Source organism: Desulfuromonadales bacterium (assembly GCA_035620395.1).
GTDB lineage: Bacteria > Desulfobacterota > Desulfuromonadia > Desulfuromonadales > DASPGW01 > DASPGW01.
The window spans coordinates 1-15,668 of sequence record DASPGW010000100.1 but is presented as its reverse complement, the minus strand read 5'-3'; the positions used below and the strand labels follow the sequence as shown (position 1 = coordinate 15,668).

Genomic DNA, 15,668 nt, shown 5'->3' with positions numbered 1-15,668 from the left:
GTGGAGGTTTTTCCGGCGTAAAAGCTTTCCGCCACAGCGACACGGAGACACGGAGGAGAAAAAGACAGGTTGTAGGGGCGGCGCTTGCTCCGCCCTGGGGCGCGGCAAGCAGCGCCCCTACCGCAACCAGGATTCTGATATTTCGTGAGCCGATTATCGGCAGTAATCGGCTCACAATTTGACCCGATTAGAGGTGAAGGCAAGAGGGGAACGTACGTCACAGGGTGTCAGACCTACACTTTTCACAAATATATAGAAAGATCAGACTGGCTTTGAGGGATAGGTCATGGGGGGGATGGGACGACCGCTTCGGATCGAATATTCGGGGGCATTCTACCATGTGACGTCGCGGATGGATTTCGGGGGACACCTTACTTAATTCTGAGGAGGGTGAGGGGGGGTGATAAGTGAGCTGCCCCCGGAATCCGGGCAGATTCTAAATTTTCATCCCCTGGATCAATGCGTCGCCTTATCCCCCCAAATCTCCTTCAACCGTTGATCCCGCCCACAATTCCAGCGATACGCCTTGTAGCGAATGGGGCTCTTCTTGTAAAAATCCTGATGGTAGCTCTCGTCCCCCTTGATCGGATAGAAGATTGACGCCTCCAGGATGGGGGTGACTACCTTTTCCCCCGGGAACATCGCCTCGACCTTCCTTTTGGACTCCTCGGAAATCTTCCTTTCCGCTTCATTCGCGACAAAAATGGCACTCAGGTAGCTGTGCCCTCGGTCACAGAACTGCCCGCCGTCGTCAAATGGGTCGATATTCACCCAGTAGTAGTCGAGCAACTGCTGGTAACTCACCCGCGTCGTGTCGTAGGTGATTTCCACCGCCTCGTAGTGCCCCTCATGATTGCCGTTGTAGGTCGGGTCTTTCAACGTGCCGCCGGTAAATCCCGAGACCACGTCGGTGACGCCATCCAGCTTTTCAAAGTCCGCCTCCATGCACCAGAAACATCCTCCGGCCAAAATCGCCTTGTCGGCCAGGGCGTTCGTGGCAAAAGGGAGCAGGAGAATTGACAGGGAGAGGATCAGTTTGCTTTTCATAAGACCTCCCGGATGCTGAGGTTGACCAGCGACAAACTGAGAATGGCGATTGTCAGGGTTTTCATCGTCTCCTCCATTCTAGCAGTTCCGGCCGCGTCGTCGCCGATTTCTGCGGGAATGTCCCTACTCTGTCCAAGGATTAAAGCTGACCTGAAATTGTAAATAATGTTTGACTGTTGCCGGGAATTGCCGGTATCTATGAAAGGCCTTAATTAAACATCGCTCCCGGCAGGTGACCATGATCCAGATGACCACGGAAATGGCTCAACAACTGGTAGAATTCGTCTCCGGTGAAACCGGGTACAACATGATCGTCTGCGACACCGACGGGGTGATCATCGGTGACAGATCCAGAGAACGCTTCGGCGTGCGGCATGAAGGTGCGGCGCGGATCATGCGGGGCGAACTGGACAGCATTGCCATTACCAGGGAAGAGGCGGAGCGCAGCGGCGGCAGCATGCGGGAGGGGTACAACATTGTCATCAAGGTGGACGGTGAACGAATCGGCACCTTCGGCATCGGCGGTCCATTGGAGGTCGTCAAGCCGATTGCCAAGATCGCTGCGGCGGTCATTGCCGCCCGGATCCAGGAGACTCGGCACCTCGACCTGATTGGTGAGGTGGCCGGCGAAATATCCCGCAGCGTCGAGCAGACGGCCGCTGCCATCGAAAACATTTACGCCGGCTCGGAGGAATTGAATGCGGCCAACAGGGCAGTGGCCGAGGCGGTCTCTGCCACCGAGACCAAGGTTCGGGATACCAACCAGATGCTCGACTTTATTCTCGACGTGGCGGACCAGACCGGTCTGCTGGGTTTGAATGCCGCGATCATCGCGGCGCAGGCCGGGATACACGGTCGCGGCTTCAGCGTCGTTGCCGATGAAATCAGGAAACTGGCCAAAAACAGTTCCTCCTCGGCGGACAAGATCACCGAGATCCTGGAACAGATCCAATCAGGCATTGCCGAGGTCAAATCGATAAGCGAAAAGACTGGAGTCATTTCGGAAAAACAGTTCCGTGCCACCCAGCAGATCGCCCGCGATATTGCAAACATCAAAAAATCGGTCGACATGCTGGCCTCCATGGCGCAGACTAATTCCTGAGCCGAATTACGGGGATAATTGGGGGGAGAGGGGGAGATAGATATGTTGTTCCCGCAATCCATGCTTCGCTCGCTTCCGAGTTGTCAATCACCAGAATGAACCTTCACGTCTCCGAAGCCATCGTCCTGCAGCATCTCGATTACGGCGAGGCGGACCGCATCGTCACTTTCCTGACGCCCGCCCATGGGCTGATCAAAGGCTTTGCTCGCGGTGCGCGCAAGAGCCGCCGGCGCTTCGGCACCTCCCTGGAGCCCTTCGCCCAGGTCCGGCTGCACTGGAGTTCGCCCCGCTCGGGCGATCTGTTGTCGCTGCGCGAGGCCGAGCTGATCGATCTGCGCGCCGGTTTGCGCCAGGACCTGACGGGGATAGCCCTGGCCGGCTACGGCTGCGAACTGCTGGAGGCGCTGCTGGGGGAGGGGCATGGTCATGGCGAGGCTTTCGCCCTGCTGGCCGCCTACCTCGACCACCTCTCCGGCGGCGGCGCCAGGCCGGAGGCGCGCCTGCTGTTCGAACTGCGCCTGCTGCAACTGGCCGGCTATGTTCCGCATCTGCTGCACTGCTCGCTCTGCAACGAAACCCTGACCGAGCCGCAGGCCCACTTCGATACCCAGCGCGGCGGCGGTCTTTGTCCCGCCTGTGCCGCCGGCGGTCCGGCCCTGCAGCTTGGCCTGGCAACGCTGGGGACCCTGGCCCGCTGTCTGTTGACGCCGCCGACGCTCTTTGCCGGTTTCCGCTTCAGCCCGCAGACCTTGCGCGAGGGGGGGATGGTGACCGCCGAGGCTCTGCGTCCACTGCTGTCGCGGCCGCTCAAATCGTTGCCGTTTCTGGAGCGGATGCTGGCCGTCGAGAATCCTTCGCAAGCGGGCTGAACTATACCGTCCGCAGCGGTTCTTTCCTTGACAGATTGCCGCAAAGACGATAAAATTTGCGGCCTAAAATTGTATACAGTATACGTTCCGCCAGGCCCTGGGCAGCGGTGGACAAGTCATGAGCGACGGAGGCAACGTGACCTTTCAAGAGCTGATTCTCGCATTGCAGAACTACTGGGCCAGACAGGGCTGCATCATCCAGCAGCCGTACGACGTGGAGAAGGGGGCCGGCACCTTCAACCCCGCCACCTTCCTGCGCGTGCTCGGCCCCGAGCCCTGGAACGTCGCCTACGTCGAGCCTTCGCGGCGCCCCACCGACGGCCGTTACGGGGAGAACCCCAACCGGCTGCAGCACTACTACCAGTTCCAGGTGATCATGAAGCCGTCGCCGATGAACATCCAGGACCTCTACCTCGACTCCCTCCGAAGCTTCGGCATCAATCCCGCCCAGCACGACATCCGTTTCGTCGAGGACGACTGGGAGTCGCCGACCCTCGGTGCCTGGGGGCTGGGCTGGGAAGTCTGGCTCGACGGCATGGAGATCACCCAGTTCACCTACTTCCAGCAGGCCGGCGGCATCGACCTCAAGCCGGTGGCCGGCGAGATCACCTACGGCTGCGAGCGCATCGCCATGTACCTGCAGGGGGTCGACAACGTCTACGATCTGGAGTGGGTCAAGGGCGTCAAGTACGGCGACGTCCATCACCAGAGCGAGGTGGAATTTTCCACCTATAATTTCGAGGAAGCCGATGTCGCCATGCTCCTCAACCTGTTCAACATGTACGAGAAGGAGTGCGTGCGCCTGGTCGAAAAGGGCCTGGTGCTGCCTGCCTACGACTACGTGATGAAATGTTCCCACTCGTTCAACATGCTCGATGCCCGCGGCGCCATCTCGGTCACCGAGCGCGCTTCCTACATCGGCCGGGTACGCAATGTGGCCCGCCTGTGCGCCGAAGGGTATGTCGCCCAGCGGGAGAAGATGGGTTTTCCGCTGCTGAAGAAATGATGTGTAGGGGCGCAGCATGCTGCGCCCCTACATTCCCTTATCGGAGATATCATGTCCGCTGAACTGTTTCTGGAAATAGGCACCGAAGAGATTCCGGCCGGTTTTCTGCCCGTCGCCATGGCCGACCTGGAGCGCCTGCTGCGCAAGGAGCTGGAGAATGCCCGCGTCCGCTTCGGCGCGGTGCGCACCTTCGCCACCCCGCGCCGGCTCGCCATCGCCGTGGCCGATGTGGCGCGTCTGCAGGAGCGGCAGGAGCTGACGGTGGCCGGCCCTTCGGTCAAGGTCGCCTTCGACGCCGACGGCAATCCGACCAAGGCAGCCATCGGGTTTGCTCGGGCCAATGGCGTCGAGGTCGCGCAACTCTCCACCATGGAGACCGACAAGGGGGCCTACATCTTCGTCTCCAAGGTGGAGGAGGGGCGACCCACTGCCGACCTGCTGCCGGAAATGCTGCCGCGGCTCATTGCCGGCATTCCCTTCAAGAAGTCGATGCGCTGGAAGGACCTGGATATTCGCTTTGCCCGGCCGATCCACTGGCTCGTCGCCCTCTACGATGGCTTCGTCGTCCCCTTCCGTTACGGCAACGTCGAAAGCGGCAACCTCTCGCACGGCCACCGCTTCATGGCGCCCGGGCCGTTTCCGGTGCGCAGCCTCGCGAACTGGCTGGAGGAGGCCGAGCGCCATTTCGTCATCCCCGATCCGCAGAAGCGCCAGGTGATTATCGCCCGTGAGATCGAGCGCGCCGCCCATGCCGCCGGCGGCCAGGTCAATCCCGACGAGGAACTGCTCGAAGAGGTCGCCTTCCTGGTGGAGGACCCCAGCCCGATCTGCGGCTCCTTCGAGGAAAAGTATCTCGAACTCCCCCGCGAGCTGCTGATCACCACCATGCGCGAGCACCAGCGCTACTTCACCCTGACCGGTCAGGACGGCCGGCTGCTGCCGCGCTTCATCACCATTTCCAACACCCGGGTCGAGGATCCGGAGGTCGTGGCGCGGGGCAACGAGCGGGTGCTGCGGGCCCGCCTCTCCGATGCCATGTTTTTCTGGAAGGAAGACCAGAAGGTCAAGCTGGAGAGCCGCCTCGAGGCGCTGAAAAACGTCGTTTACCAAGCCAGACTGGGGACCAGCTACGAAAAGGTCATGCGCGTCCGCGAACTGGCGGTCGGGCTCGCCGACCGCTTCGATCCGGCGGTCCGGGAGCTGACCGAGCGGGCGGCGCTGCTGGCCAAATGCGACCTGGAGACGGGCATGGTCTACGAGTTCCCCGAACTGCAGGGGGTCATGGGGCGCGAATACGCCCGCCTCGAGGGGGTGGATCCGCGCGTCTGCACGGCGATCTACGAGCACTACCTGCCGGTGCAGGCCGGCGGCCAGCTCCCCTCGGACAACGTCGGCGCCTTCGTCTCCATCGCCGACAAGATCGACACCGTCTGCGGCTGCTTCGGTGTCGGCCTCATTCCGACCGGCACCGCCGACCCCTATGCCCTGCGCCGCTGCGCCATCGGCATCCTCAATATCATCCTCGAGCGCGGTTACCGCCTCTCGCTGCCCGAACTGGTGGGGCGCAGCGTCGCCCTGCTCGAAGCGAAGCTGACCCGCCCGGCCGCCGAGGTGAACGCCGACGTGCTGAACTTCTTCCGCCAGCGCTTCTTCAACATGCTCACCTCCTTCGGTTATCCGCAGGACGTGGTCGACGCCGTCCTTTCCGCCTCCTTCGACGAGCCCCTGGACGCTCTGGAACGGGTCAAGGCGCTGGCCGACCTCAAAGGGCACGCCGACTTCGAGCCGCTGGCGGTTGCCTTCAAGCGGGTGGTCAACATCATCAAGGGCGGGGTTCCGGCCAGCGTCGAGCCGGGCCTGTTCGAAGCCGACTGTGAACGGACCCTGTTCGAGACTCTGGGGCGGGTTCAGGCAGAGGTCGATAAGCACATCCGGGCCGAGGACTATCCCGCGGCGCTGCGCGCCATCGCCACCCTGCGGGTGCCGGTGGACGCCTTCTTCGACGGTGTCATGGTCATGGCCAACAACGAGGCGGTCCGAACCAACCGCCTGGCGCTGCTCACCGCCGTTTCCCGGCTCTTCGCCGGGATCGCCGATTTTTCCAGGATTGCCGACTGACCGGGGAAGGGTCGTCGGTTGTTCGTTCACGGGGAAGGGGCTCTGTGGCCCCTGTTCACAACGTTCTGAGGAGGAGAGGTTGATGAGTGCCAAGTTCGTGTATTTCTTCGGCGACGGGAAGGCCGAAGGCAAGGGGGAGATGAAAAACCTGCTCGGCGGCAAAGGGGCCAACCTGGCGGAAATGACCGCTATCGGCCTGCCGGTGCCGCCGGGTTTCACCATCACCACCGAGGTCTGCGTCGAATTCTACAAGAACAATCGCCAATACCCGGCCGAGCTCAAGGGGCAGGTGGACGAGAACCTGAAGAAGATCGAGCAGCTCATGGGAAAGAAGTTCGGCGATCCGAAAAATCCGCTGCTCGTCTCGGTGCGCTCCGGCGCCCGGGCCTCGATGCCGGGGATGATGGACACCGTCCTCAACCTCGGCCTCAACGACCAGACGATTCAGGGGGTGATCGCCCAGAGCGGCGATCCCCGTTTCGCCTATGATGCCTATCGGCGCTTCATCCAGATGTATTCCGACGTGGTCATGGAGATGGAGAAGGAGGACCTCGACCATCTCATGGACCAGATGAAGGAGCAGCGCGGGGTCAAGAACGATACCGAGCTTACGGCCGACGACCTGAAGCAACTGGTCGGGCTGTTCAAGAACAAGGTCAAGGAAGCCCTCGGCCGCGATTTCCCCCAGGACCCGCAGGAGCAGCTCTGGGGGGCGATCGGCGCCGTCTTCGGTTCCTGGATGAATCCCCGCGCCATCACCTACCGCAAGCTCAACAACATCCCCGCCGACTGGGGGACGGCGGTCAACGTCCAGTCGATGGTCTTCGGCAACATGGGTAACGACTGCGCCACCGGTGTCGCCTTCACCCGCAACCCCTCCACCGGCGAAAACGTCTTCTTCGGCGAATTCCTGGTCAACGCCCAGGGCGAGGACGTGGTGGCCGGCATCCGCACCCCGCAGCCGATCAACAAGGTGGGCGGCGACGGCTCCCTCCCCTCGATGGAAGAAGTGATGCCGGAGAGCTACGCCCAGCTGATGAAGATCCAGCAGACCCTGGAGAAGCATTACCGGGACATGCAGGACATCGAGTTCACCATCGAGAAGGGCAAGCTCTACATGCTGCAGACCCGCAACGGCAAGCGCACCGCCCGGGCGGCGGTGAAGGTGGCCGTCGACATGGTCAGGGAAGGGCTGATCTCTGACCGGGAGGCGGTTCTGCGGGTGCAGCCCGAACAGCTCGACCAGCTGCTGCACCCCTCCCTCGATCCCAGGGCGGCCAAGGACGTCATCGCCAAGGGACTGCCGGCCTCGCCCGGCGCCGTCAACGGCGAGGTGGTCTTCTCTGCCGATGAGGCCGAGGCGGCGGCGAAGATCGGTCTCAAGGTGATCCTGGTGCGCGTCGAGACCAGCCCCGAAGACATCCACGGCATGCACGCCGCCCAGGGAATTCTCACCGCCCGTGGCGGCATGACCTCGCACGCAGCGGTGGTCGCCCGCGGCATGGGCAAGTGCTGCGTCGCCGGCTGTGGCGACATCAAGGTCGACTACAAGTCTCAGCAGTTCGTCGCCCGTGGCGGCGTGGTGGTCAGGAAAGGGGACATCATCACCCTCGACGGTTCCACCGGCGAGGTGATGAAAGGGGCGGTGCCCACCGTCCAGCCGGCGCTGACCGGCGATTTCGGCACGCTCATGGAGTGGGTCGACAAGTTTCGCCGCCTGCGCGTACGCACCAATGCCGACACTCCCCACGACTCCAAGGTCGCCCGCGGTTTCGGCGCCGAAGGAATCGGCCTCTGCCGTACCGAGCACATGTTCTTCGAAGGGGAGCGGATCATGGCGGTGCGCGAGATGATTCTCGCCGACGACCTCGAAGGGCGTAAACGCGCCCTCTCCAAGATCCTGCCGATGCAGAAGGGGGACTTCCTCGGCATCTTCCGTGAGATGAAGGGGCTGCCGGTCACCATCCGCCTGCTCGACCCGCCCCTGCATGAGTTCCTGCCGCACACCGACAAGGATATCAATGAGCTGGCGGCGGTGATGAAGGTGCAGGCGGCCACCCTGAAGCACAAGGCCGAGTTCCTGCATGAGTTCAACCCGATGCTCGGCCACCGCGGCTGCCGCCTCGGCATCACCTTCCCCGAGATCTACGACATGCAGGTGCAGGCGATCATGGAAGCCGCCTGTGAACTGGTCAAGGAGGAGGGATACGAGATCGTCCCCGAGATCATGATTCCCCTGGTCGGCGAGGTGAAGGAACTGGCGATCCTGCGGACCAACGCGGTGCGCGTCGCCAACGAGGTGATCGGCCGCTACGGGGTCAAGGTGGAGTACCTGATCGGCACCATGATCGAACTGCCGCGGGCTGCCCTGACCGCCGACAAGATCGCCGCCGAGGCCGAGTTCTTCTCCTTCGGCACCAACGACCTGACCCAGACCACCTACGGCCTCTCCCGCGACGACGCCGGCAAGTTCCTCCCCTTCTACGTCGAGCGCGAGATTTTCCCCAGCGATCCTTTCGTCGCTCTCGACCAGGCGGGCGTCGGCCTGCTGGTGCAGATGGGGTGCGAGAAGGGCAGGGCGACCCGGCCGAAGATCAAGCTCGGCATCTGCGGCGAGCACGGCGGCGAGCCCTCCAGCGTCATCTTCTGCCACAAGATCGGCCTCGACTACGTCTCCTGCTCCCCCTTCCGCGTCCCCATTGCCCGTCTCGCGGCGGCGCATGCGGCGCTGCTGGAGAAGTAGGGGGCGATTCACGAATCGCCCAGGTTCATCGTAAAGAGAAGCCCCCGGCGGTCCCTGCCTCCGGGGGCTCTTTGCGTATTGCCGGCGCCTGCCAGATGATATCCGGCAGCGGCTTGCCTCCCGGCCATCTTTCGCTAAACTATTGGCTGTGCAATCCCACAAGGAGGTTGAGCATGGCAATCAGCGAACGGCGGCGGGAGATGAAGCGCAGGCGGCAACGGCGGGAGAAGCGGCTGAAAGGCCGGCTCAAACTGTCAGGGACGCAGGATAATCCCGGCGCCAAAGTTGCGGGCAAGGAAGTTGCCCAGGAAAAGGGACGAAGCGAAAAAAAGGCCGGGAAATAGCTGTTTCAGTCGGCCTCCGCGGCCGCACCGGGGACCGTGAGAGGTCCGCCGGGAGGAGTGATGGACATTCCGTGCCTGCATGACTGGTCGATGGGCTTCCGCGAGGCCGTCGCCCTGCAGCGGGAGCTGGCCGGCCGCGTGCTGCTGGCCGACTGTCTGCCCCGGCCGCTGCGAACCGTCGCCGGGGTGGACGTCTCTTACGAAAAGCACGGCGACCTCTTCTTTGCCGCCGTGGTGGTTCTCTCCTTTCCTGAACTCGAGCCGGTGGAAGAAGCCTCTGCCGTCAGCCGGGTCACCTTTCCCTATATTCCCGGTCTCCTCTCCTTCCGCGAACTGCCTGTCGTTCTCGAAGCATTCCGCAGCCTGCGCACTCTCCCCGACGCGGTTCTGGTCGATGGCCAGGGCATCGCCCACCCGCGCCGCCTGGGGATCGCCAGCCACCTCGGCCTCTGGCTCGGCCTGCCGACCCTGGGTTGTGCCAAGAGCCGTCTCTGCGGAGAACATCCGACGCCCGGGGCCCGCCGGGGCGACCAGGTGCCGTTGATCCTCGACGGGGAGCGCATCGGTACCGTCCTGACGACCCGGGACCGGGTCAAACCCCTCTTTGTTTCGCCCGGCCACATGACCGATATCGCCGCCGCCACAGAACTGGCCCTGGCCTGCGCCCGGCGCTACCGGATGCCCGAGCCGACGCGTCTTGCCCACCAGCTGACGAACAAGCTCAGGCGGGAGGCGAAGGGCTGAAGGCAAAAGGTACGAGGCCCGAGGCAAAAGGCCCGGGGGGCTGCATTTGCCTCTCGCCTCGTGCCTCGGGCCTAGTGCCTTTCTTCCAGAATTTTGAGGATTTTCTCCCCTGTCCCCTGCTCCAGCGTCCCCCTCCTTTTCGCCAGCGCCACCGTCCTCTGTCCCAGAACCCGGTAAATTTCGCTGATATCCGGCGGCAGCTCGGTCAGCGCCTGCAGATGCTTGCGCACGGTGCGCAGATCGCCGCGGGCAATGGGGCCGGTGAGGGCCAGTTCGGGGCCGAGGGCGGAGAGGTTTTTGCCGGTTCCGCGCAGCAGCGGTGTAAGGAGGTGGAAGGCGTCCTCGCGGCCGAAGCCGCAGGCGGCCATGATTTCGCTGGCGGTATCGACCAGGGTGACCAGGTAGTTGGAGGCGACGCAGGCGGCAGCGTGGTAGAGGGCCTTGTGCTCCGCCGTGATACGGAAAGGGATGCCGCCGAGGTCGGCGATCAGACCTTCCGCCAACGGCAGCAACGCTTCCTCACCTTCCACGGAACATGGGCTGCCGGGCAGCTGGCGTACGCCCATGACGGCATCGGCAAAACTCTGCAGGGGGTGAATGGCGAGCGCATGGAGGAACGGCCCCTCCTCGCCCAGGAGGATGGCGGCCGGGTGAATGCCGCTGAAATGCACCAGGACCGTTCCCGGCGCCAGATGCCCTTCGCGGCGCAGGCGGGCAGCCATCTCGCCGATATGGTCGTCGGGCAGGGCGATCAGGACCAGCTTCCCCTCCCGCACCCGGGTGAGATCGGTGGTACCGATGCCGGGGCGGCCGACGAAACGGGCCGCCGCTGCCGCCCGGCTCCCGTCACGGCCGATGATGGCGCGGATCTCGTGCCCGGCCTCCGCCAGCAGGCGGGTCACCGTCATGCCCAGGCGGCCGGGACCGATGAGAACAATCCTTTTTTTCATCGGACGCTGACCTCCAGGCGGCCGACCGCCTCGATTTCCGCCGTCATGCGGTCGCCGGCCGCAACCGGACCGACTCCGGCCGGGGTGCCGGTGAGGATGATGTCTCCCTCCTCCAGGGTGAAGATGGTCGACATGTGATGGATGGTTGTTTCGATGCGCCGCATCATCAGGGCGGTGGAAGAATCCTGGCGCAGCGTCCCGTTCACCAGCAGGCTGAGGCGCAGGTCATGCGGGTCGGCGATGTCGGTGGCGGGGACGAAATCGGAGAGAGGGCAGGCGGTATCGAACCCCTTGGCGATCTCCCAGGGGAGCCCCTTCTTTTTCAGCTCGTTCTGGACGTCGCGCAGGGTGAGGTCGATGGCCACCCCGTAGCCGGCCACATGCTCCATCGCCTCGGTCTCGGGGATGTTTTTCCCCCATTTGCCGATCAGTACCGCCAGTTCGACCTCGTGGTGGCAGTCGCGGGAATAGGGCGGGATGACCACCGCTTCGCCGTCGCCGATGATGCTGGTAGCGGGCTTGATGAAGATGACGGGCTGCTCGGGGACCTCGTTGCCGAGCTCCCGGATGTGCTCATGGTAATTGCGGCCCAGGCAGACGATCTTGCCCACCCGGAAGGTCTTCGGTGTGCCGAGCAAACGGACGGAGTGCATGGGATGGGACCTCCTTGAAGATTGCTTTGAAACTGTTCAGGCCGCCGCTTTGGGCAGGGACCAATTATAACGGATGGCGAGCAGTCTTACCGTGATCACCGTCAGAGCGGCGGTCAGGGCGGCCAGTGGCGCCGGCAGGGGGGTGCGCTGCAACAGCACCAGCAGGACGGCGCCGGCCAGGCAGGCCGAGGCGTAGATCTCCTTGCGCAGGATCAGCGGAACCTGGTTGGAGAGGACGTCGCGCACCACCCCGCCGGCGGTGGCGGTCATTACGCCCATAAGGACGGCGCCGAGGAAGCCGAGATGGAAAGTGAGGGCCTTGCCGGTGCCGATCACGACGAAGGTGCCCAGCCCGACGGCGTCGAAATAGAGCAGCGGATGCTGGAGGAATTCCAGTCGGCGGTGCAGCAGGAAGACGAGCAGGGCGACGGCCGCGGCGATATAGAGATAGGTTTCGTCCTGGAGGCAAAAGGGCGGCGAGTCGCCCAGCAGCATGTCCCGCAGGGTGCCGCCGCCGGTAGCGGTAACGAGGCCGAGCACCAGCACGCCAAAGAGGTCCATCTCGCGCCGAATGCCGGCCCAGGCTCCCGAGGCGGCGAAAGCGGCGGTACCGATGAGGTCGAGGAAATAAAGCAGATTCAAGTGAAGTTCCTCCGGTGCGGCGAGAATAACGGCTAGCCAGGCAAAAGGCAAGGGGTGCCAGCGTCGGCAGATTGTGTTAACATGAACAGCCGGTTCGCCCCTATCCCGTCCGCAAAGGATGTTTCATGTTTCTTCCCATCGGCGATACCCCGAACCCGCGCGGGGTCCCCTACGTCAACTATCTGCTGATCGGTGTCAACGTCGGCGTCTTCCTGCTGATTTCGCTGCCGCTCACCTTCACCCGGCCCGACCTGAACGACCCGCTGCTGTTCGAGTACCTGCGGGCCGTCGGCGACCGGGGAGGCATCCCGGCGCAGGCGATTCTGCAGCAGCTTTCCGCTTACGACCTGTTCATTTTCCGCTACGGCTACCGTCCGTCCGATCCGTCCCTCACCACTCTGTTCACCGCCATGTTTCTGCATGGCGGCTGGCTGCACCTGGTGGGGAACATGCTCTTTCTCTGGATTTACGGCGACAATGTCGAGAATCGTCTCGGCCGCGTCGGCTATCTGCTGGCCTACCTTGGCAGCGGCGTGGCTGCGACCCTTTTCTTCGCCGTCTTCGTGCCGGGGTCCGATGTCCCCATGGTGGGGGCCTCGGGCGCTATTTCGGGAGTTCTGGGATTATACTACCTCTGGTTCCCCCGCAACCAGATCAAGGTCTTCATTTTCCTTTTCCCCTTCATCATGAACACCTTCCTCCTCCCGGCCCGGCTGGTGCTCGGCCTCTACCTGCTGGTGGACAACCTTGTCCCCTTCCTCGTCAACAGCGGGGCCGCCACGGGGGTGGCGCATGGCGCCCACATCGGCGGCTTCGTCGCCGGGCTGGCGCTGGCATCCGGTATCGAACGGCTGGGAAAAGGAGGTAGGTGAGATGGTTATGCAGCGATGCTACCCCAGGGTCCGGCTGCTGCCGGCTGCTCTCGCTTTGTCGCTGTTCGTCGCCGGCTGCGGGGTTTCGCCGCCAGTGCGGGAAATCCGCCCGGCTCCGCCCCTGGAAGCACCGGTCGCGACCCCGCCGGCCGCCATGCCCGTCCTGCCGCTGCCCGGCGAGGAGCCTGGCACGGTCCCGCCGGCCGAAGCTTCGGTTCCGACGGTTGCCGAGGCGGCTCCCGCCGAAATCCCGGCGCCAACCCCCGATCCCCCGCCGGCGGCGGCGATCGCACCGGCCCGGGAAGAGGGGATGCAGGGAATCGCTTCCTACTACGCCAAACGCTTCAACGGCCGCCCTACCACCTCGGGCATCCCCTACGACCCGAACAAGCTCACCGCCGCCCACCAGTCTCTCCCCTTCGGCACCAAGGTGAAGGTGGTGAACCTGGCCAACGGCCGGGAGGTCACGGTCACCGTCAACGACCGCTGCCGCAAGCGCACCTTCCCCTTCATCGACCTCTCGCGGGCGGCGGCGGAGCGCCTCGGCTTCTTCGGCAAGGGGATTACGAAGGTGCGGATCATCCCCATGCCCGGCGGAGAGCAATAGCCGTGTTCTACTACTTCGATTACGACGAACCCCTCTTCCGTCCGCCTTCCGAAGCGAACAGCCTGATCTTCCAGATCACCCTCGGCTGCTCGCAGAATCACTGCACCTTCTGCGGCATGTACAAGAGCAAGGGCTTCCGCCTCCGCCCGGTTTCCGAGATACTCACCGAGATCGCGGCGGTCCCGCTCCATCATCGCCCCCACATCCAGCGGATATTTCTGGCCGACGGTGACGCGCTGGTCTACCCGCAGCTTGGGCTGGAGGCGATTCTCGACGCCCTGGCGGAATGCTTTCCCAATCTGACCCGGGTCGGCGCCTACGCCTCGCCGAAGAGCCTGACGACCAAAAGCGTGGAGGAACTTGCCCGGCTGCGGGAGAAGAAGCTGCGCATCCTCTATTTCGGCCTGGAGAGCGGCGACGACCCGACCCTGCAGGCGGTGCGCAAGGGGTATACCGCCGCCACGATGCTCGCCCTCTGCCGGCAGGCGCAAGGAGCGGGGCTGAAGCTTTCGGTCACCGCCATCCTCGGCCTGGCCGGCCGGGAGCGCAGCCTCGAGCATGCCCGGGCGACCGCCGCCTGGGTGAGCGCGCTGTCGCCGGAGTACTTCTCCCTGCTCACCCTCTTCCACCGGCACAACGACGATTTTCTACGCAGCATCACGCCGCTTTCCCGCGGCGGCATCCTCGAGGAGGCCGCGGAGCTGCTGCGGCACCTCTCTCCGCGCAAAACCATCCTGCGCTCCAACCATGTTTCCAATTTCCTGCAGCTGGCCGGCAGCTACCCCAAGGATCGCCAGCGGCTCCTTGCCGAGGTCGAGGCGGCGCAGGCCAGAGCCCGGCAATTCCCCGACTGGTATGCCGAAGTTCCCGACTACCGCGAGGAATTTTACTGAATCATGGTTTTCTCCTCGCCTGAAACCACCGGCTGAATTCTGCCGCCGGCATCGGTCGGGCGAAGTAATACCCCTGGGCCTCGTCACACCCTTCCCGGCGCAGAAACTCCAGTTGTTCAGCGGTTTCCACTCCCTCGGCGACGACCTTCAGCTTCATCCGGTGGGACATGGCGATGATGGCTCGGATGATCTCGGCATCGTCGCCGTTGCTCAGGACCTCGGCGATGAACGAGCGGTCGATTTTCAGGCTGCTGATCGGGAAGCGTTTCAGGTAGCTCAGGGAGGAATAGCCGGTGCCGAAGTCATCCATCGTGATCCGGATCCCCATCTCCCGCATCGCCTTCAGCATGGCAATGGCGGTTTCGCTCTCCTTCATGATGGCGCTTTCGGTGATCTCCAGCTCCAGGCCGGCAGGGTCGAGGCCCGTCTCCGTAAGGATGCGTCGCACCGTTCCGACCAGACCCTCTTCGCTGAACTGGACGGCCGACAGGTTGACCGCCACGGGGAGGTGGGGGATGCCCTCGGCCTGCCAGGCCTTCGCCTGGGTGCAGGCGAGTCGCAGCACTCGCTCGCCGATCGGCACGATCAGGCCGGTCTCCTCCGCCAGAGGGATGAAGGATGCCGGCGGCACCAGCCCGTCTTCCGGCTTCTGCCAACGCAGCAGCGCTTCCACGCCGGTCACTTCGCCGGTGCCGATGCAGATCTTCGGCTGGTAATGAACGAGGAATTCGTGCCGCTCCAGGGCCCGGCGCAGGTCGGTTTGCAGGGCCATCCGCTCCTGCGCCCGGCGATTCATCTCGGTCGTGAAAAACTGGTAGCGGTTCTTCCCCTGGCCTTTGGCGTGGTACATGGCCGTATCGGCCTTGCGGAGCAGTTCGTCCGTGTCCCGGCCATCCAACGGATAGAAGGCTATGCCGATGCTGACCGTGAGGAAGACCCTTCTGTCTTCGAGAAGAAATGGCCTCGACAGGCTATCCACGATCCCCCTGGCCACGAGGGCCACGTTTTCCGAGCAGGTGACGTTGCGCAGCACGATGACGAACTCGTCTCCGCCCATGCGGGCGACGGTGTCACTGTG

15 protein-coding genes are annotated in these 15,668 nt (G+C 63.6%); 10 read left to right on the top strand and 5 right to left on the bottom strand.

All coding sequences use genetic code 11. The features are described from left to right. Positions 1-456: 456 nt before the first annotated feature. The gene (gene msrA / locus VD811_05780) at positions 457-1,047 is read right to left on the bottom strand and encodes a peptide-methionine (S)-S-oxide reductase MsrA (protein ID HXV20486.1); all 591 of its coding nucleotides are present in this window, start codon (positions 1,045-1,047) and stop codon (positions 457-459) included. 238 nt (positions 1,048-1,285) lie between these two features. On the opposite strand from msrA, the gene VD811_05775 reads away from it, so the two are divergent. The 7 genes from VD811_05775 to nfi all read left to right on the top strand — a co-directional run bounded on the left by VD811_05775 (position 1,286) and on the right by nfi (position 9,973). Next, the gene (locus VD811_05775; protein ID HXV20485.1) at positions 1,286-2,149 is read left to right on the top strand and encodes a sugar diacid recognition domain-containing protein; all 864 of its coding nucleotides are present in this window, start codon (positions 1,286-1,288) and stop codon (positions 2,147-2,149) included. Between the two features lie 95 nt (positions 2,150-2,244). Beyond that, positions 2,245-3,018, top strand: coding sequence for a DNA repair protein RecO (recO, locus tag VD811_05770; GenBank protein ID HXV20484.1), 774 nt, complete (start codon positions 2,245-2,247; stop codon positions 3,016-3,018). A gap of 118 nt (positions 3,019-3,136) precedes the next feature. Continuing rightward, positions 3,137-4,024: a glycine--tRNA ligase subunit alpha gene (glyQ, locus tag VD811_05765; protein ID HXV20483.1), complete on the top strand. Its 888-nt coding sequence runs from the start codon at positions 3,137-3,139 to the stop codon at positions 4,022-4,024. Between the two features lie 51 nt (positions 4,025-4,075). Further along, on the top strand, positions 4,076-6,142 hold the full coding sequence (gene glyS / locus VD811_05760; GenBank protein ID HXV20482.1) for a glycine--tRNA ligase subunit beta: 2,067 nt from the start codon (positions 4,076-4,078) through the stop codon (positions 6,140-6,142). Between the two features lie 82 nt (positions 6,143-6,224). Next, a complete protein-coding gene (gene ppdK, locus VD811_05755; protein ID HXV20481.1) occupies positions 6,225-8,885 on the top strand; it encodes a pyruvate, phosphate dikinase in 2,661 nt (886 codons plus the stop codon). A gap of 173 nt (positions 8,886-9,058) precedes the next feature. After that, positions 9,059-9,229 carry a hypothetical protein gene (locus VD811_05750; GenBank protein HXV20480.1) on the top strand — a complete coding sequence of 57 codons (171 nt, stop codon included), beginning with the start codon at positions 9,059-9,061 and terminating at the stop codon, positions 9,227-9,229. Positions 9,230-9,289: 60 nt separating this feature from the next. After that, positions 9,290-9,973 (top strand): deoxyribonuclease V, encoded by a 684-nt coding sequence (gene nfi, locus VD811_05745; GenBank protein ID HXV20479.1) that lies wholly within the window; start codon positions 9,290-9,292, stop codon positions 9,971-9,973. A gap of 71 nt (positions 9,974-10,044) precedes the next feature. Here nfi and VD811_05740 read toward each other — a convergent pair whose 3' ends face one another. The 3 genes from VD811_05740 to VD811_05730 are packed head-to-tail and all read right to left on the bottom strand — an operon-like array spanning position 10,045 to position 12,218. After that, positions 10,045-10,923: a Rossmann-like and DUF2520 domain-containing protein gene (locus tag VD811_05740; GenBank protein HXV20478.1), complete on the bottom strand. Its 879-nt coding sequence runs from the start codon at positions 10,921-10,923 to the stop codon at positions 10,045-10,047. After that, positions 10,920-11,576, bottom strand: a complete 657-nt coding sequence (locus VD811_05735; protein ID HXV20477.1) for a fumarylacetoacetate hydrolase family protein — start codon at positions 11,574-11,576, stop codon at positions 10,920-10,922. The genes VD811_05740 and VD811_05735 overlap by 4 nt, the downstream gene beginning before the upstream one ends. Before the next feature lie 36 nt (positions 11,577-11,612). Beyond that, positions 11,613-12,218, bottom strand: coding sequence for a trimeric intracellular cation channel family protein (locus tag VD811_05730; GenBank protein HXV20476.1), 606 nt, complete (start codon positions 12,216-12,218; stop codon positions 11,613-11,615). Between the two features lie 125 nt (positions 12,219-12,343). Here VD811_05730 and VD811_05725 point away from each other — a divergent pair, with 125 nt between their 5' ends. The 3 genes from VD811_05725 to VD811_05715 are packed head-to-tail and all read left to right on the top strand — an operon-like array spanning position 12,344 to position 14,590. After that, positions 12,344-13,090: a rhomboid family intramembrane serine protease gene (locus tag VD811_05725; GenBank protein ID HXV20475.1), complete on the top strand. Its 747-nt coding sequence runs from the start codon at positions 12,344-12,346 to the stop codon at positions 13,088-13,090. A 1-nt stretch (position 13,091) separates the two neighbouring features. Continuing rightward, entirely contained in the window at positions 13,092-13,697 is a 606-nt protein-coding gene (locus tag VD811_05720; protein ID HXV20474.1) for a septal ring lytic transglycosylase RlpA family protein, read from the top strand. Positions 13,698-13,699: 2 nt separating this feature from the next. Continuing rightward, positions 13,700-14,590 (top strand): radical SAM protein, encoded by an 891-nt coding sequence (locus VD811_05715; GenBank protein ID HXV20473.1) that lies wholly within the window; start codon positions 13,700-13,702, stop codon positions 14,588-14,590. A 1-nt stretch (position 14,591) separates the two neighbouring features. On the opposite strand, the gene VD811_05710 is transcribed toward VD811_05715, so the two are convergent. After that, positions 14,592-15,668 (bottom strand): EAL domain-containing protein (locus VD811_05710; GenBank protein ID HXV20472.1); only part of this gene is annotated, 1,077 nt, incomplete at its 5' end.

What these genes read in the sequence shown, in the direction of transcription:
- msrA (HXV20486.1), bottom strand. Translation starts at nt 1,047, where the DNA reads ATGAAAAGCAAACTGATCCTCTCCCTGTCAATTCTCCTGCTCCCTTTT.
- VD811_05775 (HXV20485.1), top strand. Translation starts at nt 1,286, where the DNA reads ATGATCCAGATGACCACGGAAATGGCTCAACAACTGGTAGAATTCGTC.
- recO (HXV20484.1), top strand. Translation starts at nt 2,245, where the DNA reads ATGAACCTTCACGTCTCCGAAGCCATCGTCCTGCAGCATCTCGATTAC.
- glyQ (HXV20483.1), top strand. Translation starts at nt 3,137, where the DNA reads ATGAGCGACGGAGGCAACGTGACCTTTCAAGAGCTGATTCTCGCATTG.
- glyS (HXV20482.1), top strand. Translation starts at nt 4,076, where the DNA reads ATGTCCGCTGAACTGTTTCTGGAAATAGGCACCGAAGAGATTCCGGCC.
- ppdK (HXV20481.1), top strand. Translation starts at nt 6,225, where the DNA reads ATGAGTGCCAAGTTCGTGTATTTCTTCGGCGACGGGAAGGCCGAAGGC.
- VD811_05750 (HXV20480.1), top strand. Translation starts at nt 9,059, where the DNA reads ATGGCAATCAGCGAACGGCGGCGGGAGATGAAGCGCAGGCGGCAACGG.
- nfi (HXV20479.1), top strand. Translation starts at nt 9,290, where the DNA reads ATGGACATTCCGTGCCTGCATGACTGGTCGATGGGCTTCCGCGAGGCC.
- VD811_05740 (HXV20478.1), bottom strand. Translation starts at nt 10,923, where the DNA reads ATGAAAAAAAGGATTGTTCTCATCGGTCCCGGCCGCCTGGGCATGACG.
- VD811_05735 (HXV20477.1), bottom strand. Translation starts at nt 11,576, where the DNA reads ATGCACTCCGTCCGTTTGCTCGGCACACCGAAGACCTTCCGGGTGGGC.
- VD811_05725 (HXV20475.1), top strand. Translation starts at nt 12,344, where the DNA reads ATGTTTCTTCCCATCGGCGATACCCCGAACCCGCGCGGGGTCCCCTAC.
- VD811_05720 (HXV20474.1), top strand. Translation starts at nt 13,092, where the DNA reads ATGGTTATGCAGCGATGCTACCCCAGGGTCCGGCTGCTGCCGGCTGCT.